Consider the following 19431-nt stretch of genomic DNA (forward strand, 5'->3'; position numbering starts at 1 on the left):
ATGCGGCTAGCGCCAGCCGGTCAGCGTCCGCCCCATCGCATCGAGCCCCATGTCGAACAGGTGCGACACGAACGGCACGAGGTTCGGGATCATCAGTTGCACGAGCAACAGCCCGACGAGCATCGTGACGGGGAAGCCGACCTGGAATACGCCGATCTGCGGCGCCGCGCGGTTCAGGATGCCGAGCGCGAGGTTCGCGATCAGCAGCGCGGTGACGACCGGCAGCGCGAGCAGCAGCCCCATCTCGAACACGGTCGCGCCGAACGCGGCGAGCGTGCGCCAGCCGGGCGCGTGCAGCAGGTCGGCCGACACCGGCAGCGACTGGAACGATGCGGCGAGCGCCGCGAACACCTGCAGGTGGCCGTCCACCGCGAGGAACGCGAGCATCGCGATCGCGTTCAGGAAGCGGCCCAGCACCGGTGTCGCCCCGTTCGAATGCGGATCGAAGAAAGTCGCGAAACCGAGCCCCATCGACAGCCCGATGAAGTCGCCGGCCGCCTCGACGGCCGCGAACACGAGCTGCATCGTGAAGCCCATCGCGATGCCGATCAGGAACTGCGTGACGACGATCCAGATGCCCTGCGCGGAGAACACGGTGACGTCCGGCATCGCGCCGAGCGTCGGCGCGACGACCAGCGCCATGAACGCGGCAATGCCGATCTTCACGCGCACGGGCACCGACGCGTGGCCGACGACGGGCGCCGTCGCGACGAGCGCGAGCATCCGCACGAACGGCCACAGGAAGGCGGTGAGCCAGCCGTTGAGCTGCGCGTAGGTAACCGAGAACATGGCCGCCGGGCGGTGCGCGCGGCTCAGCCGGCGCCGAGCGTCGCGACGTGCAGCAGCGTCTGGCGCAGGTAGTCGAGCATCGTCGTCAGCATCCACGGGCCGGCGATCACGAGCGTCGCGGCGACCGCGAGCAGCTTCGGGATGAACGACAGCGTCGATTCGTTGATCTGCGTCGCGGCCTGGAACAGGCTCACGACGAGGCCGACCACGAGCGCGACCAGCAGCAGCGGGGCCGCGAGCAGCAGGCCGATCATCATCGCCTGGTGCGCGAGGGTCATCACTTGTTCGGGCGTCATCGCGCGAATCCTCCGCCGCTTACGTGAAGCTCTGCGCGAGCGAGCCGATCAGCAGCTGCCAGCCGTCGACCAGCACGAACAGCATCAGCTTGAACGGCAGCGACACGGTGGACGGCGATACCATCATCATCCCCATCGACATCAGCACGCTCGCGACGACCATGTCGATGATCAGGAACGGGATGAAGACCGTGAAGCCGATCTGGAAGCCGGTCTTCAGTTCGCTCGTGACGAACGCGGGCACCAGCAGCGACAGCGGCACGTCCTCGGGGCCCTGCATCGGCGCGGCCTTCGAGATCTTCGCGAACAGCGCGAGATCGGTCTCGCGGGTCTGCTTCAGCATGAAGGTCTTGAACGGCGCGACGCCGCGCTGCACGGCCTGCTCCATCGGCATCGAGCCGTCGGAGAACGGCTTGTAGCCGTCGTTGTACGCACGGTCGAGCACCGGCGACATCACGAAGAAGGTGAGGAACATCGCGAGGCCGACGAGCACCTGGTTCGGCGGCGTCGTCGCGGTGCCGAGCGCCTGGCGCAGCAGCGACAGCACGATGATGATGCGCGTGAAGCTCGTCATCATCAGCAGCATCGCCGGCAGGAACGACAGCATCGTGAGCAGCAGCATCGTCTGCACGCTCAGCGAATAGGTGGTGCCGCCATGCGGGCCCGGGCTCGCGTTGAACGCGGGCAGGCCGTTCGCCTGCGCGCAGGCGAGCGCCGGGGCGAGGCAGAGGATCAGCACGGGCGCGACGCGCGCCGCGCGACGCAGGAATGCGTGTTTCATCGGAATGCGGAGACGGAAAGAGGGCGCGGCGCCATGTCAGCGGTCCTTGCCGCGACCGAGGCGCTTCACGGCTTCGCCCGCGAGCGCGTCGCGGAACCGCGAGCCGAACGTGCCGGGCAGGCCGCCGTCGGACGGGTTGCCGCCGGCGGGCGCGTCGGCCGAAGCCGGCGCCGTTGCAGTGGCCGAAGCCGAGCCGGCCGGCAGCGAATGCAGCAGGCGCACGCTGCCCGGCGCGACGCCGAGCACGAGCCAGGTGTCGCCGATCTCGACGATCGTCGCGTTTTCCTTCGCGCCGACCGCGACGCTCGACACGACCTTCAGCGGGCCGCCGCGCCGCGCGGGCTGGAAGCCGAAGCGGCGCGCGAGCCACGCGCATGCGAACACGAGGCCGATCACGACCGCGAGCCCGACGAGCGTCTGCAGCACCGCGCCGATGCCGAGCGACGGCGCGGCCGAGCCGACCATCACGCTCGATGCGATCGAGCCGGCATGGTTCACCGCGTTCATGTCGGCGGCCCCGGCCGGCGTGCACGCGAGCGATGCGGCGACGGCAGGCGCCGCCGCTGCAATCGCGTTGCGCACGCGGCGGCCGGGCTTCACGACGGTCATCGATTCAGCTTCCGGATGCGTTCGGCCGGCGTGATGATGTCGGTCAGGCGGATGCCGAACTTGTCGTTGACGACCACGACCTCGCCCTGCGCGATCAGGCAGCCGTTCACGAGCACGTCCATCGGCTCGCCGGCGAGGCCGTCGAGCTCGACGACGGAACCCTGCGCGAGCTGCAGCAGGTTGCGGATCGCGATCTTCGTGCGGCCGAGCTCCACGGTCATCTTGACCGGGATGTCGAGGATCATCTCGATGTCGTTGTGCGTCGAGCTCGCGGCGGCCTTCGACAGCGGCTGGAACACGCCGGCGCCCGTCGCGCCCGCCTGCACCGGCTGCTGGTTCTGCTCGGCGAGTGCGGCCGCCCAGTCGTCCAGGCCGGGATCTTCCTCCGCCGCGGCCGGGGCCGCCTGCGCGTCGCCGGCCGAAGCCGCGAGGGCCGCGTCGGCCATCGCCTGGATGTCGTCGTCGGGCGTCTGGTTCAGCTCACTCATATCCACCTTCCTTCATCGTATCGCCCGCGCTGATCATCTTCTGCACGCGCAATGCGTATTGACCATTGAAAATTCCGTAGCCGCATTCCATCACCGGCACGCCGTCGACCTTCGCGGTGATCGTGTCCTCGATCTCCAGCGGCAGCACGTCGCCCGCGCGCAGGTTCAGGATCTTCTCGAAGGTCGACGAGATCTCGGCGAGATTCGCGGTCAGCTCGACCTCGGCGGCCTGCACCTGCTGCGACAGCACGCGCACCCAGCGGCGGTCGACTTCGAGCGCCTCGCCCTGGATCGGCGACGCGAGCACGTCGCGGATCGGCTCGACCATCGAATACGGCATGCAGATGTGCAGCGTGCCGCCCGTCGGCCCGAACTCGATCGAGAACTGCGTGACGATCACGATCTCGTTCGGCGTCGCGACGTTCGCGAACTGCGTGTGCATTTCCGAGCGCACGAATTCGAACTGCAGCGGCCGCACGCTCTTCCATGCGGTCGTGTAGTGCTCGAACACGAGGTTCAGCAGCTTGCCGATGATCCGCTGCTCGGTGGCCGTGAAGTCGCGGCCCTCGACGCGCGTGTGAAAGCGTCCGTCGCCGCCGAACAGGTTGTCGACGACGAAGAACACGAGGTTCGGGTCGAACACGAACAGCGACGTGCCGCGCAGCGGCTTCACGTGCACCAGGTTCAGGTTCGTCGGGATCGGCAGGTTGCGGGTGAACTCGCTGTACTTCTGCACCTTCACCTGGCTGACGGAGATTTCCGCCGTGCGCCGCATGAAGTTGAAGATGCCGATCCGCAGCAGGCGCGCGAAGCGGTCGTTGATGATCTCGAGGCCGGGCATCCGGCCGCGGACGATCCGCTCCTGCGTCGCGATGTTGTAGGGGCGGACGCCCGATGTGTCGCGCTGCTCGTCGACCGAATCGGCTTCGCCCGTGACGCCCTTGAGGAGGGCATCGACCTCCTCCTGGGACATGAACTCCTGGTGACCCATACGCGCTCCTTTGGCGGCCGCGTTACTGGACGACGAATTCGGTGAACAGCACGTCGTCGACCTTCGCGCGCTGGTTGCCCGGCTGCGTCGGCTGCTCGATCAGGTCCCGCAGTTCCTTCGCGAGCGAGCGTTTGCCGTCCGGCGTCGCGAGTTCCTCGGGATGCTTGTTCGACAGCGCGAGCAGGATCCGGCTGCGGATCTCCGGCATCCGCGCGGTCAGTTGCTCCTGCGCCTTCGGATCGGTGAGCTTCAGCGACAGGCCGACGCGCAGGTAGTGCTGCATGCCGTCGTCGGACTGCAGGTTCACGGTCAGCGGGTCGAGCGGGAAGAACACCGGCGCGGACAGCGGCGGCGGTTCGGCCGGCGCGCTCGCATGGCCGACGCCTGCCTTGCTCAGGAACACGTACATGCCGCCGGCGGCGGCGGCGGCCGCGCCCAGCGCGATGACGGCGATGAGCGCGATGCGCTTGAACTTGCCGGACGAAGCCGGCTTGTCGGCGGTCGGGTTTGCAGTCGTGGAGGCCATGTGAATGCGTGCGTGATGTCTCGTAGCATGCATTGTTCGGCATCCGGGCCGAGCCCGATGGGCGGAAAAGAGGGGGGATTTGCGGCTATCTCAGCCGATTGTCGGCCGGATGCTGGGCAGCGGGGCCGGCGGAGCGCGGCGGGACGGCGCGCCGGGCGGGCGTCGGCCGGCCGGCGCGGGGGTGTCAGATCGGCAGCAGCGTGAGCAGCGGCGCGATCAGCACCATCGCGACGCCCGCGATCATCATCGTCAGGCTCGACACGACGCCTTCCTCGCTGCCGATCTCGCGCGCCTTCGCGGTGCCCACGCCGTGGGCGGCCGCGCCGAACAGCGCGCCGCGCGCGAGCCGGGTGCGCATCGGCACGAGTGCGAGCACGAGCTCGCCGAGCAGCATCCCGCAGAGGCCGGTCGCGATCACGAAGAGGGCCGTGAGGTCCTTCGGCGCGTGGATCTTGTCCGACACGGCGAGCGCGAACGGCGTCGACACCGAGCGCGTCATCAGCGAGCGCTGCAGCTCGGGCGACAGGTGCAGCAGCTTCGCGAGCAGCAGCGACCCGCATACGCCCGCGGTGATCCCGACCGCGACGCCGACCGACAGCGACAGCCAGTGGCGGCGGATCAGGTCGCGATATTCATAGATCGGCACCGCGAACGCGATCGTCGCCGGCCCGAGCAGCCACATCAGCCAGCGCGTATCGCGGAAGTAGACCGAATACGGGATGCCGGTCAGCAGCACCAGCAGCACCAGCACGCCCGGCACGAACACGAGCGGCGAGAACAGCAGCGTCTTCTTGTACGCATAGAGCCGCTTCGACACGAAGTACAGCACGACCGTCAGCACGAAGCAGCCGAGGGAGATCGCGGTGTTCACGCGGTCGGCGGGCAGGTTCGATAGCGCGGCGAGCATGGTCGGCTCCGGCTCAGTGCGCGGACACGGCGCTCAGGCGCGCGCGGCGGCGTTCGGCGAACACGCGCTGCGCGGCGAACCGGCGTTCGAGCTTCGCGGCGAGATCGACCGCGACGGCCACCGCCACCATCACGAACGCGGTGCCGGCGAGCATCACCAGCGCGATGCGCCAGCCGTCCTCGCGGAACAGCCCGCCGTACTGCACGGCCGCGACGGCGGCCGGCACGAAGAACAGCAGCATGTCGGACAGCAGCCAGTTCGCGCCGTCCTTCACCCACGCGGGCGCGACGCGGCCCGAGAACAGCAGCACGAGGAGCACCGCGAGGCCGATCACGCCGGACGGAATCGGCAGGCCGACCTTGCGCACGGCCCAGTCGACGGCCATCCACAGCGCGCCGAGCGCGGCGGCCTGCAGCGCAATCCGGCCCGTATGCGCAAGGCTGCCGGAAGCGGCAGGGCGGGCGGCGGCAGCGGCGGTCGGCTTGGTCATGGCGGGCTCCATACGGAATAGTGCGTCGATGGTGTGAGTATAGGGTTTCCCCTAACCATAAATAAAATGACTTGTCTCTATCCTTATCATTCCAATTCGGAATTCAGTTTGGGCTTTCCGCACCAATTTGGGGAGATATCGATGGAATTGCGCGCGCTGCGGTACTTCGTCGAGGTGGTTCGCCAGCAGAGCTTCACGGCGGCGGCCGACAAGCTGTTCGTCACGCAGCCGACCATCAGCAAGATGGTGAAGGCGCTCGAGGACGAGATCGGTTCGCCGCTGCTGCTGCGCGACGGCCGCCAGATGGTGCTGACCGATGCGGGGCGGATCGTGTTCCAGCGCGGCCAGGACGTGCTCGCCGCGCAGGCGCAGTTGCAGTCGGAGCTGAACGATCTCGGCACGCTCGGCCGCGGCGAGCTGACGATCGGCATCCCGCCGCTCGGCGGCTCGCTGTTCACGCCGATCATCGCCGCATACAAGCAGCGCTATCCGAACATCGAGCTGAAGCTGTTCGAACAGGGCGCACGGATGATCGAGGCCGCGCTGACGTCGGGCGAGCTGGAGCTCGGCGGGTTGCTGGAGCCGGTCGATCCCGGCACGTTCGAGCGGCTGCCGATGGTGCGCGCGCCGCTGTGGCTCGTCGCGCCGCGCGAGTCGCGCTGGGAGGACCACGCGGCCGTGCCGCTCGCCGACCTGGCGCGCGAGTCGTTCGTGTTCTATGCGGAGAGCCTCGCGCTGCACGACGCGGTGCTCGATGCGTGCCGGCAGGCGGGCTTCACGCCGTCGATCGTGAGCCGCAGCGGCCACTGGGATTTCATGGCCGCGCTCGTGCATGCGGGCGTCGGCATCGCGCTGCTGCCCGAGCCGTATTGCCGGCGGCTCGACGTGGGCCAGTTCACGTGCCGGCCGATCGTCGAGCCGGAAATCACGTGGGCGATCGCGCTCGGCTGGCTGAAGAAGGGCTACCTGTCGCACGCGGCGCGTGCGTGGCTCGACGTCGCGCGGGCGACGCTGCCGATCGCGCCCGGCGACGATCTGGCGTTCGGCGGGCTGCGGGCGCGGGAGTGACGGCCGGCCCTGCGTGCGGCGCGATCAGACGTGTCGAATCGGACCCGGATACCGGGCCACCGTGGGGTCGTGCGTGAGTGGCGTGATGCCTTCCGACGTCACCTGGGCAACCAGCAGCCGGTCTAACGGGTCGCGATGCCGCCGTCAGTGCCCCATCGCCGGCCCCGCGCCCTTCCTCGGTTTCGTGATCCACACGAGCGCCGCCAGCGCGATGAACATCACCGCCGACAGGTGGAAGAAGTCGTTGGTGGCCATCATGAAGCCCTGCTGCGTGACGAGCTGGTTGAGCTGCGCGTTGGCCGTCTGCCCGACGATGCCGAGCTGCGCGAGCGCGCCCTGGTAGTCGGTCGTGTTCTGCGCGTAGATGCTCACCGATTCCGACAGCCGCGCATGATGGTAGATCGCGTCGTTCTCCCAGAACGTCGAGCTGGCCGCGGTGCCGATCGCGCCGGACAGCGTGCGCAGAAAGTTCGACAGCCCCGACGCGCTCGCGAGCCGCTCGTCGGAGATGCTCGACAGCGTGATCGTCGTCATCGGCACGAAGAAGCACGCGACGCCGATCCCCTGCACGAGCCGCGGCAGGATCACGTGGTTGAACGGCACGTCGAGCGTGAACGTCGCGTTCCACAGCGACACGCCCGCGAACACGATGAACGCGAAGCTCGCGACCATCCGCAGGTCGAGCCGGTGCATGTTGCGGCCGATCAGCGGCGACAGCACGAGCGCGAGCAGCCCGACGGGCGCGGTCGCGAGGCCGGCCTTGCCGGCCGTGTAGCCCATCACGGTCTGCAGCCACAGCGGGAAGATCACGACCGAGCCGAAGAACGCCATGAAGCCGAACGAGATGATCAGCGCACCGAGCGCGAAGTTGCGGTCCTTGAAGAGCGACAGGTCGACCACCGGCTCCTTCTCGGTCGCCTCCCACACGAGCATGAACGCGAGCGACACGACGGCGATCAGCGCGAGCGCGACGATGAACGACGAGTTGAACCAGTCGCGGTCCTTGCCGAGGTCGAGCATCATCTGCAGGCACGACACGCCGATCACGAGCAGCGCGAGGCCGATCGCGTCGATCCGCTGCTTCGACGTCTTCGTCTCGCGGCCGCGCAGCAGGAAATACGCGCAGGCCGCGGAGAAGACGCCGATCGGCAGGTTGATGTAGAAGATCCACGGCCACGTGTAGTTGTCGCTGATCCAGCCGCCCAGCAACGGGCCGAAGATCGGCGCGACGATCACCGTCATCGCCCATAACCCGAGCGCGAGCCCGCGCTTCGCGGGCGGGTAGCTGCGCATCAGGATCGTCTGCGACAGCGGCACCATCGGCCCCGACACGAGGCCCTGCAGCAGCCGGAACGCGATCAGCGTCTCGAAGTTGGTCGCGAAGCCGCACAGCGCCGATGCGATCGTGAACGCGAGCACCGACAGCGTGAACAGCCGCACCTCGCCGACCCGCCGCGCGAGCCAGCCGGTGAGCGGCACCGCGATCGCGGACGCGACCGAATACGACGAGATCACCCACGTGCCTTCGCTGGTCGCGACACCGAGGCTGCCCGAGATGGTCGGCACCGCGACGTTCGCGATCGACGTGTCGAGCACTTCCATGAAGGTGCCGAGCGCGAGCCCGATGGTGAGCAGCGCGAGCGTCCCGCCGGACAGCGGCGCGGGTTCGGCGGCGGGGGAGGCGGCGGATGCCGTGGTGGCGGACATCGGAATCTCCTAGAGGCGGCGCGCACGACGCGCCGGCACAACGCACGGGCGTGCGACGCAGCGCAACCCGGCCGGGTGGAACGAAAAAGGGGAAAAGCGCAGCGCGTGTCCTGTCATCTTCTGCCCAGACAGAGAAATAAGCGAATGCTTAACCTAGACATGGGGCCTCCGCGCGCGTCAGGCGTCTTCGTCGGGTTTCGGGCAGCCGGTCGAGCTGGGCCCGTTGGCGATGAAGCGCTGCAGCAGGCCGGTGAGCGTCGCGAGTTCGTCGGCCGAGAAGCCGTCGAGCTGCGCGTTGAGCACGGTCGCGACCAGCGACGGCAGCGCGCGGGCCGCGTCGGCGCCGCGCTCGGTCAGCGTCAGCTCGATCATCCGGCGATCCTGCTCGCTGCGCGAGCGGGCGATCAGCCCCTTGCGTTCGAGCCGGTCGAGCATGCGCGTCATCGAGCCGCTGTCGTACGACATCTTGCGCGACAGCTCGAACGGCGTGCTCGCATAACCGCGCGACAGCAGCAGGATCACGCCGATCTGCTGCGCGGTGAGGTCGAGCGGCTCGAGCGCGCGATCCATCCGCTCGACGAGCGCCTGCTTCGCCTTCGACAGGTAATAGCCGAGGCTCGTTTCCAGCGCGATGTTCTCGGGATCGTAGAGGCCGCCGGTCATACGATTGCGCGCGCAGCAATAGTGCGTTTCAGGTTAAAACGCGCCCAGTATCTTGAAAAATGATTGCTTAGTCAATATTATTTGAGGCAACCAGTTACGACGTGCATGTTGCACTGCCGGAGACTATGTTCTGACCGATGCGCCCGCGCTGCCGGGCACCCGAGGATGTTCGCGATGCTGTTCCTGAAAAATGCCGCCGGCGCGCTGCGCCGCAACCTGACCGATACCGCTCATCATGTGTTTTCCGGGCCGCACCGCGGCTGGAAGATCGCGCTGTACGTGACGATGCTGGTCGTGCCGGGCGGCTCGCTCGCGGCGCTCGGGTTCGCCTGGTTCGATCATCGCCGGCAGCGCAACGCGAAGGGCGGCGCCCGCCGCACGAGCCAGCCGGCCGCCACGGAGCCGTCGACATGGCGCGCCGCCGCCGAGCCCATCCCGGTGCCGGCGCGCTGCCACTGACGTCGCCCCGCCCCCGTTTTCCCGTCTGATCCGGCCGGGCGCCCGCCGCGCCACGCGTGGCCGGCGCCGCACGCCCGTCTTCCCGCAAGCGATCCGTAATGGCCGGTAAACCGGCCGGCCGCGCCGGTAACACAATCCGGCCCGCGCGCACCGTACCCTTAGGGCTTCGCGGCTTCCCCGCCGTCAGTTACCATTTGTCCGCCAGCGGCATGACGACCGCATCGCGCGACGCCGCTCGCCGGCCGTCACGCCCAGACAGGAAAACCACCATGCCGTACGCCTCCCTCCCGCGCGCCCTTCGCCCGCTGAGCGCCGCCGTCGCCGTCGCGACGGCCGTGCTGCTCGCCGGCTGCGCCGTCGGGCCCGACTACCACCGGCCCGACACGTCGATTCCCGCAGCCTTCAAGGAAGCGCCGGCCGGCTGGAAGGTCGCGCAACCGGCCGACCGCACCGACCGCGGCCCGTGGTGGACGGTCTACAACGATCCGCAGCTCGACGCGCTGATCGGCAAGCTCAACGCCTCGAACCAGACCATCGCGCAATCGGCGGCCGCCTACCGGCAGGCACGCGCGCTCGTCACCGAAGCCCGCGCCGCGTATTTCCCGACGGTCGGGCTGACCGCGTCGGGCTCGCGCGCCCGCACGCCGCGCACGTCGGTGTCGTCGGGCTCGTCGAGTTTCGGCAGCGGGTCGTCCGGGTCGATCAACAACAGCTACAGCGTCGGCCTCGATGCGAGCTGGGAGCCCGACCTGTGGGGCAAGGTGAGCCGCACCGTCAGCGCGCAGCGCGCCGGCGAAGCGGCGGCGGCGGCCGATCTCGCGAACGCGCGGCTGTCGCAGCAGGCGCTGCTCGCGCAGACCTATTTCCAGCTGCGCACGTCCGACGCGCTGCAAAAGCTGCTCGACGACACCGTGAAGTCGTACGAACAGTCGCTGAAGCTCACGCAGAACCAGTACGCGCAGGGCGTCGCCGCGCGCGCGGACGTGATCCAGGCGCAGACGCAGCTGCAGAGCGCGCAGGCCGCGCAGATCGACAATGGCGTCGCACGCGCGCAGTACGAGCACGCGATCGCGACGCTGATCGGCGAACCGGCGTCGACCTTCTCGCTGCCGCCGAACCCGCTCGCGGCCGAGCCGCCGATCACGCCGGTCGACGTGCCGTCCACGATCCTCGAACGCCGGCCCGACATCGCGGCGGCCGAACGCCGCGCGGCGGCCGCGAACGAGCAGATCGGCGTCGCGATCGCGGCGTTCTTCCCCACCCTCACGCTGTCGGCCACCGGCGGCTTCCAGAGCTCGGTATGGTCGCAGCTGTTCACGCTGCCGGCGCGTTTCTGGACGGTCGGCCCGCAGCTCGCGGCCACGCTGTTCGATGCCGGGCTGCGCGCCGCGCAGACCGATGCCGCGCGCGCGACCTACGACCAGGATGTCGCCGCGTATCGCCTCGCGGTGCTCACCGCCTTCCAGGACGTCGAGGACAACCTCGCGTCGCAGCGCATCCTCGCGCAGGAAATCGACGTGCAGCGGCAGGCCGTCGACAGCGCCGAACACTCGCTCGCGATCGTCACGAACCAGTACAAGGCCGGCACGGTCGCGTACCTGAACGTGCTGACCGCGCAGACCACCGCGTTCACCGCGCAGCAAAAGCTCGCGACGATCGCCGGCCAGCGGATGGTGTCGTCGGTCGGGCTCGTGAAGGCGCTCGGCGGCGGCTGGGACGTGTCGGACCTCGCGCGCGAGAACGGCGGCATGGCGGCGCCGGCCCCCGTGCCGGCATCCGGCGCGGCCGCGACGCCGCTCGCGCAGAAGTAAGGGCAGCGAGCGACGCGCGCGTCAGCGCTGCGCGTCGCCGAAGATCAGCGACACCGCGTTGTTGCCGATCGGGTGGCCGAGCAGGTTCAGCAGCCCGGCGAGGTTCGCCTGCTGTTCGGGCGCCGCATGCGCGGTGCCGCGGAACGATCCCTGGCCGGGGCCGAAGCTGCCGTGGCCGTCGAGAAACAGCGGGCCCTGCGTCGTCGACAGGTCGAGATCGGCGCCCGCGCCCTTCGCCTGCAGCACCGCGCGGTACGAACCGAGCGGCTTCACGCGCGACACGCGCGAACTCATCGAGTCGATCGTCACCGTCAGCTGGCCGAACGCGTTGCTGCCGAACAGGCGCCAGTCGCTCCAGCCGATCCGCACGTCGCCCTGCAGGTCGAGCGTGTTGAACGGCGTGCCGAGCCCCGCGAGCAGCGATGCGGGCACGGCCATCGTGCCCGCCGACAGCACCGCGCCGCGCCATGTCGCATCGAGCGTCACGGCATCGGGCATCGCCTCGGTCTGCCGCATGCGCATCTGCACGCGCCCCGTCAGCAGCGGCCAGAAGCGCGTGGTCCATTCGACCCGGCCCGGCAGCAGCGTCGCCGCGCTCTGGTCGGCGCCCGGCGCGAGCATCAGCGTGCCCGAGCCGTGCCACAGCGACCCGTCCGGGTCGACGAGATTCACGTGTCCGCCGGTCGCGCGCGCGAACTGCGGCGCGATCCATGCCGCCGGCGCGAGCGCGACGAGCGTCACCGCCGTCGCCAACCCGCCCGCCAGTGCCCACGGCAATACGGCGGCGAGCCGTCTGATCCCCGGCCTCATCGGCCGACCGCCGCTTGCGTCATCCACTGCGTCATTTATTTCTGTACGGAAGGTTGCATCACGGCCGTCAGGTCGACCTGGCCGTCGTCCTTCAGCGCGGTCGCGTGCGCCTCGCCGACCTGCACCTTGAACTGCCGGCGCGCATCGTCGAGCCACTGCGTCCACGCCGGGAACGACACGTTCTTCATCTGCACCTGCACGCCGTTACCGACGATCTGCACCTGCGCCCCCTGCAGCCCGTGATCGGACAACGACGCGGTCAGCGCGTCCTTCAGCGCGAGGCCGGTCGGCGCGACGCCCTGCGCGGCGGCCGCCAGCGACTTCGCCTCGTTCGCCTGCGCGGTCATCTGCGCGAGTTCGTGACGCATCGCCGGCAGCTCCCGCTGGATTCGTGCGCGGCCTTCCTGCGCGGGCGACCACAGCACCGAATACGCGATCGCAACGGCCAGCACGGCGCCGCCCCAGCCGAGCAGCATCTTCTCGCGCGGCGAGCGCACACCCCAGAACTGGGCCAGCGTCTGGTTCAGTTGTTCGGTTTTCATGAGCGGCTCCGGATCGTCCATTTGCCCGTGTTGCTGTCGACTTCGCCGGACAGTCCGTTGCGCGCGAGGCGCTGCGTGAAATCGGGATCGACCTTGACCTCAGGCTTGAAGCCGACGTCGAGCCGCCGGTCGTGATAGTCGAGCGACGCGATGCCGTTCAGCGGCAGCGCGCCCATCGAACGCGACAGCCCGCTCGCCAGCGCGAGGAAATCGTTCGGCGACAGCTCGCCGGCCGCCAGGCGAAGCTGGTCGAGCTGGCGCTGCATCTGCGCGGGCGGATCGAGCACCGTCGTCGTCTTCGGGAACGCGGACAGCAGCGTTTCGGTGATCTGCGCGGACAGCGCATCGCGCTCGCGCGACAGCTTCCACCAGTGCAGGTTCATGCCGATCACCGCGACGCCGAGCGTCGCCGCGAGGAGCGCGAGCGGCACGCGCAGCCGCTTCACCGTCGCGCGGTCGAAGCGCCACGGCTGCGACTCGAATTCGAACTGGCACAGATCGAACTTCTCGGTGAGCGCGCGGCGCGCGAACGTGTCGAACGGCAGCGGGGCGGCGCCCGGCAGCAGCGCCGCGTCGGACCGGCCGACCGACGCGAGCCGCGGCTCCGCACCCGGTTCGCCGAGTTCGTACAGTTCGACGTCGCCGCCGCGGGCGAGCGCGGCCAGCGTGCCGGCCGCGCGCGCCGCGGGCGCCGCGAAGCCTTCGCCGAGTGCGCCGCGCGCCACCGCGAGTTCCAGGCGCGGCGCACCGGCCGCGGCCGGCTGCGCGCCGGCTTCGACGAGCACCGGCTCGACCGACGTCGCGAGTCCGAGCACCGCGGCGACCGTCGCCGGGCGGGCGGCCGGCTCGAGCGCCTCCGTGGCGAGCGCGGCGGCATCGGCCGGCGCGACCGGTGCCGGTTCGGCCGACGCGCGCGGCGCCGGCAGGCAGCGCGTCGCGGGCACCGCGCTCAGGTGCCGGTGGCCGGCCGCCGTGAACGCTTCGCAGATCGTGCGGAACCACGGGCGATCGACAACGGCCAGCACGCGGCGCCCGTCGGGCAGCGCGACCGGATCGAGCGCGATGTGGCAGCCGAGCGGATCCTGGATCAGCTGGTCCTCGACGATGTTGGGCAGCGCCTGGCGCAGCTTCGGCCCCTTCAGCGGCGGCACGGCCGTGGCCAGCAGCAGCACGTCGCGCGCGGCGACGATCAGCACCGTCGCATTCGCGCGCGGCAGCAGCGCGAGCGCGGCGCGTCCGGCGCGCTGCACCTGGCCGGCCTTGTCGACGAGCGTGAACGGCAGTTCGGGCCACTGCCATTCCTGCAACGGCACGGCAGGCTCGCGCGGCGGCAAAGAAACAATCAACGTGCTCACAAGAGCTCCTCTCCCGATTGGCGTCGTTATAGCTGGTCGCGGATACGCACGACCCGCGTCGAGTGCGTGGTCGGATCACGATACACGAGCGAGGTGCGGTCGACCTCCGCCCGGTCGTGCTGGATCCGGCCATGCACGATGAAATAACTCGAATTGACGTCGACGAGGCTCGAGTCGATCGTCACGTTCGGCGCGCCGGCGCCGCGCAGCGCAAGCTGCACGTCGCCGACGTTCCGGAAAAACACGGTCTCGCGGCGCGACACGAGCGCCTGCGCGGACGACACGCTCATCCCCGGCACCAGCGACGCGATCACTTCGGCCGGCGCGGTGTTCATGTTCACCGGTGTCGTGGTCGGCAGCACGGTGACGAACGGGCGCAGCCGCGCGACCATCTCGGGCGTCACGCCGTCGACGTCGAGCAGACTGTCGACGCTCGTCATCATCAGCGGCGCCGGCCCGCGGTCGCCGCCGGCCATACCGGGATCGTCGGTGAAGCCGCCGCCGCCCTGGTCGGTCGTGACCGGCGCGGTCACGGCGTTCGCCGCGGTACCGCCGCCGCCGGGCAGGTTCGGCATCTGGAAGCGCGTCGCCGAATGCAGCAGGCCCGCGCGCACCTGCAGCGCGATGCGCTTCGCGAATGCGCCGTCGTAGCCGAGCGTCGTCAGGAGGCGCTGGAAGGCCTGGAGCTGCGTGACGTTCAGCTGCAGCACGCCGGGCGCCGGCGACGACACGAGGTTACGCAGGTTGAACTTCGCCTGCGCGTCCTCGATCGAGCCGGAGATATAGGTGTCTTCGCCGCCGCTGTCGTTGGGCGCGCCGATCCTGCCGAGGAAATCCGACAGCTTCGTCTTCGCGATCGGCACGCCCCAGATCCCGCCGAGATAGGTGATGCCGGGCGCCGTGTCGCCTTCGGAGCGCAGGATCATCCGCGTCCAGTCGAGCGCGCCGCGCGCGACCCACTGCGCCTGCGCGATCACCCGCTGGTTCTCGATGCGGCGGATCTGCACCTGCTGGCGCCACAGCATCCCCGAGACGAGGATCGCGGACAGCGCGACGACGAGCAGCGCCGTGATGATCGCCGCGCCGCGCTCGCGGCGGGCACGCGTGCGGCCGGCGGCGGGGTTGCCGCGGTTGCGGAAGGGCGGACGGGAGCGGCGCGCGCGCATCGTCATTCCCCGACGAGGAAGATGCGCGTGACGGGCACGCGCAGCGACGTCGCGCCGATGCTGACCTGCAGCCCCGTCACCGCGCGCGTCGGCGGCGCGTTGCCGATCTGCGGCACCTTGAGCGCGTCGTTGTTCTGCGCGAGCGCGTCGTCGGCCGTCTGCAGGTTGGTGGTCCAGCCCACGCGCGGCACGTACAGTTTCGCGTCGATCGCGCCGACGCCGCCCATCAGCGCGACCCAGCTCCAGCCTTCGACGCTGCTGTCCTTCAGCATCGTGCGCAGCCGGTTCGCGTCGTCGATCGGCGGCGACACATAGCGCACGACGCGCCCGCCGGCGATCCGGTAGCGGACCACCTGCAGCCGCGGCGCGGCGCCCGGCACCTCGAGTTCGCGCACGATCTGCAGCGTGTTGCCGGCGACGCCGATCGCCGGCTGGCCGGCTTCGTCGTCGGTCGCGGCGAGCCGCGCGTCGATGCGCATCTGGTCGAACATCTGCGCGAACACGCGCTCGTCTTCCATCGCGGCCGCGACCTTGTCGCGGCCGCGCATGATCTGGTCGAGCCCGCGCCACGCGAGGATCGCGACCACCGCGAGAATCGCGATCGCGATCATCAGCTCGATCAGCGTGAAGCCGCGGACGCGGCGGGCGGACGGGCGGCGCATCGGCGCGTCAGAGCGGACGGCTGGTTTCATTCGCGACCACCGTCACCATCTGTGCGAGCACGCCGGATTGGCCGGGCATGCTCACCGAAATCCGGACGCGCCGGAACACCGGGTTCGGCGTCGTGCTCACACGCTGCGTGCAGACGAGCTGCACGTTGCCTTGCGAGCAGTCGAAGCTCTGCTCGCCGACCTCCGGCCATGCGTGCGTGAGCCGCAACTGCGCGAGCGCGTTGTCGGCGCTCCAGCCGGCCAGCAGCCGGCGATGCAGGTCGGACGCGTTGGTCGCCATCGTGCCGACCGCACGGATCGACGCGGCGAGCGCGACCGCGATGATCGCGAGGGCGACGAGCACCTCGATCATCGTGAAACCGCGCGATGAAGAAACGGAACAGGGCAGGCGACGACGCATCGTCATTGCACCTCGTAGCGGCCGTTGCCGGTGCCGACGATCGTCGCGCTGCCGGCGGCCGAATGCAGCGTCACGCGCACCGGCGTGTCGATGCTCTCGGTGCCGAACACGACGCGGCTCGCCTGCGTGTCGGAGCCCGGATAGTCGATCTCGGCGCCGGTGACGCCGCCGTCCCAGTCGCGCGGGCGCAGCAGGTCGTCGCGCAGCGTGCGCCAGCCGTCGGGCGAACTCACGTCGAAACGGAAACCGTGCTCGGTCGGCTGCCACGCGATCGGCCGCGCGCGCACCTGCGCCTCGTCGCCGGCCGTCTCGAACAGCAGCGCGACGCGCTGCGCTTCTTCACGCAGGTCGGTGCGCGGATTGCGCGTCAGCGACAGCGACGCGAGCGACACCAGCAGCCCCGCGATCACCAGCACGACCAGCATTTCGAGCAGCGTGAAGCCGCGCGTGCGACGACGCGGCGCGCGGTGGTTCACCGGCCCGCCGCCGGCACGCGCCGGTACGGCCGACACCGCGCCGCGACGCGCACGGCGATCGCGACCGCAGCGGGAGGTCGTGCGAATGGCGGGCATGAAGAACGGGAGTGAAACGCCGGGCCGATCAGTGCCGGCTTATTGCCACGAACCGATGTCGGTATCGTTGCCTTCGCCGCCTTCCTTGCCGTCGGCGCCGTAGCTGAACACGTCGACCTCGCCGTGCACGCCCGGGTTCAGGTACTTGTAGCCGTTGCCCCACGGGTCGTTCGGCAGGCGCTCGAGATAGCCGCCGTCCTTCCAGTTGTTCGGGATCGGATCGGTGGTCGGCTTCTGGATCAGCGAATTCAGACCCTGCTCCTGGGTCGGATAACGGCCGTTGTCGAGCCGGTACAGCTTGAGCGCCTGCATGATCGTGCCGATGTCCTGCTTCGCGGCGATGCGGCGGGCCTCGTCCGGGCGGCTCATGATCTTCGGCACGATCAGCGCCGCCAGGATCCCGAGGATCGCGACCACCACCATGATCTCGATCAGCGTGAAACCGCGCTGACGACGCACGGCCGCGTTGCGGCGAGTGATCCACGTTTGCATGACTGACTACCTCTTCCAAAAAATGTCGTCGATTGAGTGACGCACCCCGCGCACCGGACGATTGCCTGACAGCAAGCTTCCGGTCCCGCGGGCGCGGAGCACGCATTGTAAGGCGCGCATCGTCGAGGGCTTTCACCCAACGCAAATTTCATATACATCCGTACAATAGCGCGCATGAACGCGCTCTCGATCCGGATCCTTTCCCTCGCCCTCTTCGCGGGTTTGTGCGCGACGGCCACCTACTGGGTCGTCACGCTGTCGGCCCGCGAAGCGCCGCTGCCCGCCGCCGCCGCGCGGCTGCCGATCCGCACCGAGGACGCCGCGGCGCTCTTCGGCGGCCAGCTCGACAAGAATCCCGTCCAGGACATCCACCTGTTCGGCATTCTCGCGCTCGACCATGGCGGTGCCGCGATCGTCGGCGTCGGCGGCGAACCGCCGCGCGCCGTGTCGCTCGGCGCGGACGTCACGCCCGGCGCGAAGCTCGCCGAAGTCCGCCCGCGCTCGATCATCGTCGACCGCAACGGCGCCCGCGCCGAAATCCAGCTCCCGGCGAACACGCCGTCCCCCGCGATCTACATGCGCTGAACGGCGACGGCCTGACCGTCAGGCCGCCACGTCACTGCACCATGTTGTTCAGCTCGATGATCGGCAGCATCACCGCCAGCACGATCACGAGCACGATGCCGCCCATCGCCAGGATCAGGAGCGGCTCCAGCAGGCTCGTCAGGAACATCGTGCGGCGTTCGAGCTCGCGCGCCTCACCTTCGGCCGCGCGATCCAGCATCGTCGTCACGTCGCCCGTCGCTTCGCCGGAACGGATCAGGTGCACGAGCACCGGCGGAAACGTCTTCACGTTGTTCAGCGCCCGCGACAGCGCGGAGCCCTCGCGCACGCGCACGATCGCATCGTCGATGTTCGCGCGCATCGCGCGGTTCGACAGCGTCTCGCCGGCCGCCTGCAGCGCGCGCAGGATCGGCACGCCGGCCGCGGTGAGAATGCCGAGCGTGCTCGCGAAGCGCACCGTGTTGTAGCCGCGCACGAGCTTGCCCGCGAGCGGTGCGGTCAGCACCCAGCGGTCGAACGCGAGCCTCGGCCCGTCGCGCGACAGCGTCGCCTTCACGAACCACACGACCAGCACGACAGCGATCAGGATTGCCCACCACCAGTGCCGCACGAAATCCGACAGCGCCATCATCACGACCGTGAGGATCGGCAGTTGCTGTTTCGTGCTCGCGAACACGTTGACGACCTGCGGGACGACGTAACTCAGCAGGAACGTGACGATGCCGAACGCGATCAGCGTGACGATCCCCGGATAGGTGAAGGCCAGCAGGATCTTCTGCTTCAGCGCGTTGCTCTGCTCGATGTAGTCGGCCAGACGCGACAGCACGATGCCGAGCTTGCCGGTGTGTTCGCCGGCCGCGACGAGCGCGCGATAGATTTCCGGAAAATCGCGCGGGTGCTGGCCCAGCGCATTGGCGAGCGAATGGCCGCCGAGCACCTCGGCGCGGATCGCGGCCATCAGTTCGCGGATGTAGTCGCGCTCGGCCTGCTCGGTCAGCACGCCGAGCGCCTCGTCGAGCGGCAGCCCGGCGATCAGCAGGCTCGCGAGCTGGCGCGTGAGGATCGCCTGTTCGCGCTGCGACAGCTTGCGGCCGAACGCGAGCCGCTGCGAACGCGCCCCGCGCGTCGCGCTGGCGGCCGGCTCGACGACGAGCGGGGTGAGCCCCTGCGTGCGCAGCTGGCCGCGCGCGGCACGTGCGCTGTCGGCGTCGATGACGCCTTTCTGCGCACGTCCCGCCGCATCGATTGCTTCGAAACGGAATGCCGGCATCGCG

General features: G+C 69.5%; 23 protein-coding genes and 1 pseudogene. 4 read left to right on the forward strand and 20 right to left on the reverse strand.

Going from position 1 to position 19431, the window contains the following annotated elements:
• Nucleotides 1–6: 6 nt before the first annotated feature.
• The 9 genes from fliR to AC1VVG_RS00300 form a co-directional block, all read right to left on the reverse strand.
• Nucleotides 7–789 carry a flagellar biosynthetic protein FliR gene (fliR, locus tag AC1VVG_RS00260; RefSeq protein WP_034188217.1) on the reverse strand — a complete coding sequence of 261 codons (783 nt, stop codon included), beginning with the start codon at nt 787–789 and terminating at the stop codon, nt 7–9.
• Between the two features lie 23 nt (nt 790–812).
• Nucleotides 813–1085: a flagellar biosynthesis protein FliQ gene (gene fliQ / locus AC1VVG_RS00265; RefSeq protein WP_034188216.1), complete on the reverse strand. Its 273-nt coding sequence runs from the start codon at nt 1083–1085 to the stop codon at nt 813–815.
• Between the two features lie 19 nt (nt 1086–1104).
• Nucleotides 1105–1866 (reverse strand): flagellar type III secretion system pore protein FliP, encoded by a 762-nt coding sequence (gene fliP, locus AC1VVG_RS00270; protein WP_034188215.1) that lies wholly within the window; start codon nt 1864–1866, stop codon nt 1105–1107.
• A gap of 36 nt (nt 1867–1902) precedes the next feature.
• Entirely contained in the window at nt 1903–2475 is a 573-nt protein-coding gene (fliO, locus tag AC1VVG_RS00275; protein WP_124608636.1) for a flagellar biosynthetic protein FliO, read from the reverse strand.
• Entirely contained in the window at nt 2472–2963 is a 492-nt protein-coding gene (gene fliN, locus AC1VVG_RS00280) for a flagellar motor switch protein FliN (protein ID WP_034188213.1), read from the reverse strand. The genes fliO and fliN overlap by 4 nt, the downstream gene beginning before the upstream one ends.
• Complete coding sequence (gene fliM / locus AC1VVG_RS00285; protein WP_034188212.1) at nt 2956–3954, reverse strand: flagellar motor switch protein FliM; 999 nt, start codon at nt 3952–3954, stop codon at nt 2956–2958. Before fliM ends, fliN begins: the two co-directional genes overlap by 8 nt.
• Nucleotides 3955–3976: 22 nt before the next feature.
• Nucleotides 3977–4513: a flagellar basal body-associated protein FliL gene (gene fliL / locus AC1VVG_RS00290; RefSeq protein WP_059559510.1), complete on the reverse strand. Its 537-nt coding sequence runs from the start codon at nt 4511–4513 to the stop codon at nt 3977–3979.
• Nucleotides 4514–4664: 151 nt separating this feature from the next.
• Complete coding sequence (locus AC1VVG_RS00295; protein WP_034188210.1) at nt 4665–5387, reverse strand: LrgB family protein; 723 nt, start codon at nt 5385–5387, stop codon at nt 4665–4667.
• A 13-nt stretch (nt 5388–5400) separates the two neighbouring features.
• Nucleotides 5401–5877: a CidA/LrgA family protein gene (locus AC1VVG_RS00300; protein WP_034188259.1), complete on the reverse strand. Its 477-nt coding sequence runs from the start codon at nt 5875–5877 to the stop codon at nt 5401–5403.
• Nucleotides 5878–6018: 141 nt separating this feature from the next.
• Here AC1VVG_RS00300 and AC1VVG_RS00305 point away from each other — a divergent pair, with 141 nt between their 5' ends.
• A complete protein-coding gene (locus AC1VVG_RS00305; RefSeq protein ID WP_034188209.1) occupies nt 6019–6945 on the forward strand; it encodes a LysR family transcriptional regulator in 927 nt (308 codons plus the stop codon).
• Between the two features lie 144 nt (nt 6946–7089).
• Here AC1VVG_RS00305 and AC1VVG_RS00310 read toward each other — a convergent pair whose 3' ends face one another.
• Both AC1VVG_RS00310 and AC1VVG_RS00315 read right to left on the reverse strand, forming a co-directional pair.
• The gene (locus AC1VVG_RS00310) at nt 7090–8652 is read right to left on the reverse strand and encodes a DHA2 family efflux MFS transporter permease subunit (RefSeq protein ID WP_034188208.1); all 1563 of its coding nucleotides are present in this window, start codon (nt 8650–8652) and stop codon (nt 7090–7092) included.
• A gap of 177 nt (nt 8653–8829) precedes the next feature.
• On the reverse strand, nt 8830–9315 hold the full coding sequence (locus tag AC1VVG_RS00315) for a MarR family winged helix-turn-helix transcriptional regulator (RefSeq protein ID WP_482835083.1): 486 nt from the start codon (nt 9313–9315) through the stop codon (nt 8830–8832).
• Between the two features lie 174 nt (nt 9316–9489).
• Here AC1VVG_RS00315 and AC1VVG_RS00320 point away from each other — a divergent pair, with 174 nt between their 5' ends.
• Nucleotides 9490–9774, forward strand: a complete 285-nt coding sequence (locus AC1VVG_RS00320; RefSeq protein ID WP_080287836.1) for a multidrug ABC transporter ATPase — start codon at nt 9490–9492, stop codon at nt 9772–9774.
• Nucleotides 9775–10043: 269 nt separating this feature from the next.
• A pseudogene (locus tag AC1VVG_RS00325) lies at nt 10044–11576 on the forward strand (efflux transporter outer membrane subunit); the annotation flags it as partial.
• A 30-nt stretch (nt 11577–11606) separates the two neighbouring features.
• Here the strand turns inward: AC1VVG_RS00325 and AC1VVG_RS00330 are convergent.
• Genes AC1VVG_RS00330 through gspG form a run of 8 tightly spaced genes read right to left on the reverse strand, consistent with a single transcriptional unit; the run spans nt 11607 to nt 17593 of the window.
• Nucleotides 11607–12395, reverse strand: coding sequence for a type II secretion system protein N (locus tag AC1VVG_RS00330; protein WP_034188204.1), 789 nt, complete (start codon nt 12393–12395; stop codon nt 11607–11609).
• Nucleotides 12396–12430: 35 nt separating this feature from the next.
• On the reverse strand, nt 12431–12937 hold the full coding sequence (gene gspM / locus AC1VVG_RS00335; RefSeq protein WP_482835084.1) for a type II secretion system protein GspM: 507 nt from the start codon (nt 12935–12937) through the stop codon (nt 12431–12433).
• Nucleotides 12934–14292 carry a type II secretion system protein GspL gene (gene gspL / locus AC1VVG_RS00340; protein WP_482835086.1) on the reverse strand — a complete coding sequence of 453 codons (1359 nt, stop codon included), beginning with the start codon at nt 14290–14292 and terminating at the stop codon, nt 12934–12936. The genes gspM and gspL overlap by 4 nt, the downstream gene beginning before the upstream one ends.
• Nucleotides 14293–14318: 26 nt before the next feature.
• Complete coding sequence (gene gspK, locus AC1VVG_RS00345; RefSeq protein ID WP_034188257.1) at nt 14319–15458, reverse strand: type II secretion system minor pseudopilin GspK; 1140 nt, start codon at nt 15456–15458, stop codon at nt 14319–14321.
• Nucleotides 15459–15460: 2 nt separating this feature from the next.
• Entirely contained in the window at nt 15461–16120 is a 660-nt protein-coding gene (locus AC1VVG_RS00350) for a PulJ/GspJ family protein (protein WP_034188202.1), read from the reverse strand.
• 7 nt (nt 16121–16127) lie between these two features.
• Entirely contained in the window at nt 16128–16535 is a 408-nt protein-coding gene (gene gspI / locus AC1VVG_RS00355) for a type II secretion system minor pseudopilin GspI (protein WP_049029107.1), read from the reverse strand.
• Entirely contained in the window at nt 16532–17101 is a 570-nt protein-coding gene (locus AC1VVG_RS00360) for a GspH/FimT family pseudopilin (protein WP_049029108.1), read from the reverse strand. Before AC1VVG_RS00360 ends, gspI begins: the two co-directional genes overlap by 4 nt.
• Nucleotides 17102–17140: 39 nt before the next feature.
• On the reverse strand, nt 17141–17593 hold the full coding sequence (gene gspG, locus AC1VVG_RS00365; protein WP_049029109.1) for a type II secretion system major pseudopilin GspG: 453 nt from the start codon (nt 17591–17593) through the stop codon (nt 17141–17143).
• A 174-nt stretch (nt 17594–17767) separates the two neighbouring features.
• Here gspG and AC1VVG_RS00370 point away from each other — a divergent pair, with 174 nt between their 5' ends.
• A complete protein-coding gene (locus AC1VVG_RS00370) occupies nt 17768–18178 on the forward strand; it encodes a type II secretion system protein N (RefSeq protein WP_034188199.1) in 411 nt (136 codons plus the stop codon).
• Nucleotides 18179–18209: 31 nt separating this feature from the next.
• Here AC1VVG_RS00370 and gspF read toward each other — a convergent pair whose 3' ends face one another.
• Nucleotides 18210–19427, reverse strand: coding sequence for a type II secretion system inner membrane protein GspF (gene gspF / locus AC1VVG_RS00375; RefSeq protein WP_034188198.1), 1218 nt, complete (start codon nt 19425–19427; stop codon nt 18210–18212).
• Nucleotides 19428–19431 lie beyond the last annotated feature (4 nt).

The sequence above is a fragment of the Burkholderia sp. L-4 genome, from assembly GCF_056856535.1.

Coding starts and splice junctions, on each gene's coding strand:
- AC1VVG_RS00310 (WP_034188208.1), bottom strand. CDS start 8,652: ATGTCCGCCACCACGGCATCCGCCGCCTCCCCCGCCGCCGAACCCGCG.
- gspF (WP_034188198.1), bottom strand. CDS start 19,427: ATGCCGGCATTCCGTTTCGAAGCAATCGATGCGGCGGGACGTGCGCAG.
- AC1VVG_RS00350 (WP_034188202.1), bottom strand. CDS start 16,120: ATGCGCCGCCCGTCCGCCCGCCGCGTCCGCGGCTTCACGCTGATCGAG.
- AC1VVG_RS00295 (WP_034188210.1), bottom strand. CDS start 5,387: ATGCTCGCCGCGCTATCGAACCTGCCCGCCGACCGCGTGAACACCGCG.
- AC1VVG_RS00300 (WP_034188259.1), bottom strand. CDS start 5,877: ATGACCAAGCCGACCGCCGCTGCCGCCGCCCGCCCTGCCGCTTCCGGC.
- AC1VVG_RS00330 (WP_034188204.1), bottom strand. CDS start 12,395: ATGAGGCCGGGGATCAGACGGCTCGCCGCCGTATTGCCGTGGGCACTG.
- gspM (WP_482835084.1), bottom strand. CDS start 12,937: ATGAAAACCGAACAACTGAACCAGACGCTGGCCCAGTTCTGGGGTGTG.
- AC1VVG_RS00360 (WP_049029108.1), bottom strand. CDS start 17,101: ATGCCCGCCATTCGCACGACCTCCCGCTGCGGTCGCGATCGCCGTGCG.
- fliM (WP_034188212.1), bottom strand. CDS start 3,954: ATGGGTCACCAGGAGTTCATGTCCCAGGAGGAGGTCGATGCCCTCCTC.
- AC1VVG_RS00315 (WP_482835083.1), bottom strand. CDS start 9,315: ATGACCGGCGGCCTCTACGATCCCGAGAACATCGCGCTGGAAACGAGC.
- fliN (WP_034188213.1), bottom strand. CDS start 2,963: ATGAGTGAGCTGAACCAGACGCCCGACGACGACATCCAGGCGATGGCC.
- AC1VVG_RS00320 (WP_080287836.1), top strand. CDS start 9,490: ATGCTGTTCCTGAAAAATGCCGCCGGCGCGCTGCGCCGCAACCTGACC.
- fliR (WP_034188217.1), bottom strand. CDS start 789: ATGTTCTCGGTTACCTACGCGCAGCTCAACGGCTGGCTCACCGCCTTC.
- AC1VVG_RS00305 (WP_034188209.1), top strand. CDS start 6,019: ATGGAATTGCGCGCGCTGCGGTACTTCGTCGAGGTGGTTCGCCAGCAG.
- AC1VVG_RS00370 (WP_034188199.1), top strand. CDS start 17,768: ATGAACGCGCTCTCGATCCGGATCCTTTCCCTCGCCCTCTTCGCGGGT.
- gspG (WP_049029109.1), bottom strand. CDS start 17,593: ATGCAAACGTGGATCACTCGCCGCAACGCGGCCGTGCGTCGTCAGCGC.
- fliQ (WP_034188216.1), bottom strand. CDS start 1,085: ATGACGCCCGAACAAGTGATGACCCTCGCGCACCAGGCGATGATGATC.
- gspI (WP_049029107.1), bottom strand. CDS start 16,535: ATGACGATGCGTCGTCGCCTGCCCTGTTCCGTTTCTTCATCGCGCGGT.
- fliP (WP_034188215.1), bottom strand. CDS start 1,866: ATGAAACACGCATTCCTGCGTCGCGCGGCGCGCGTCGCGCCCGTGCTG.
- gspK (WP_034188257.1), bottom strand. CDS start 15,458: ATGCGCGCGCGCCGCTCCCGTCCGCCCTTCCGCAACCGCGGCAACCCC.
- fliO (WP_124608636.1), bottom strand. CDS start 2,475: ATGACCGTCGTGAAGCCCGGCCGCCGCGTGCGCAACGCGATTGCAGCG.
- fliL (WP_059559510.1), bottom strand. CDS start 4,513: ATGCATGCTACGAGACATCACGCACGCATTCACATGGCCTCCACGACT.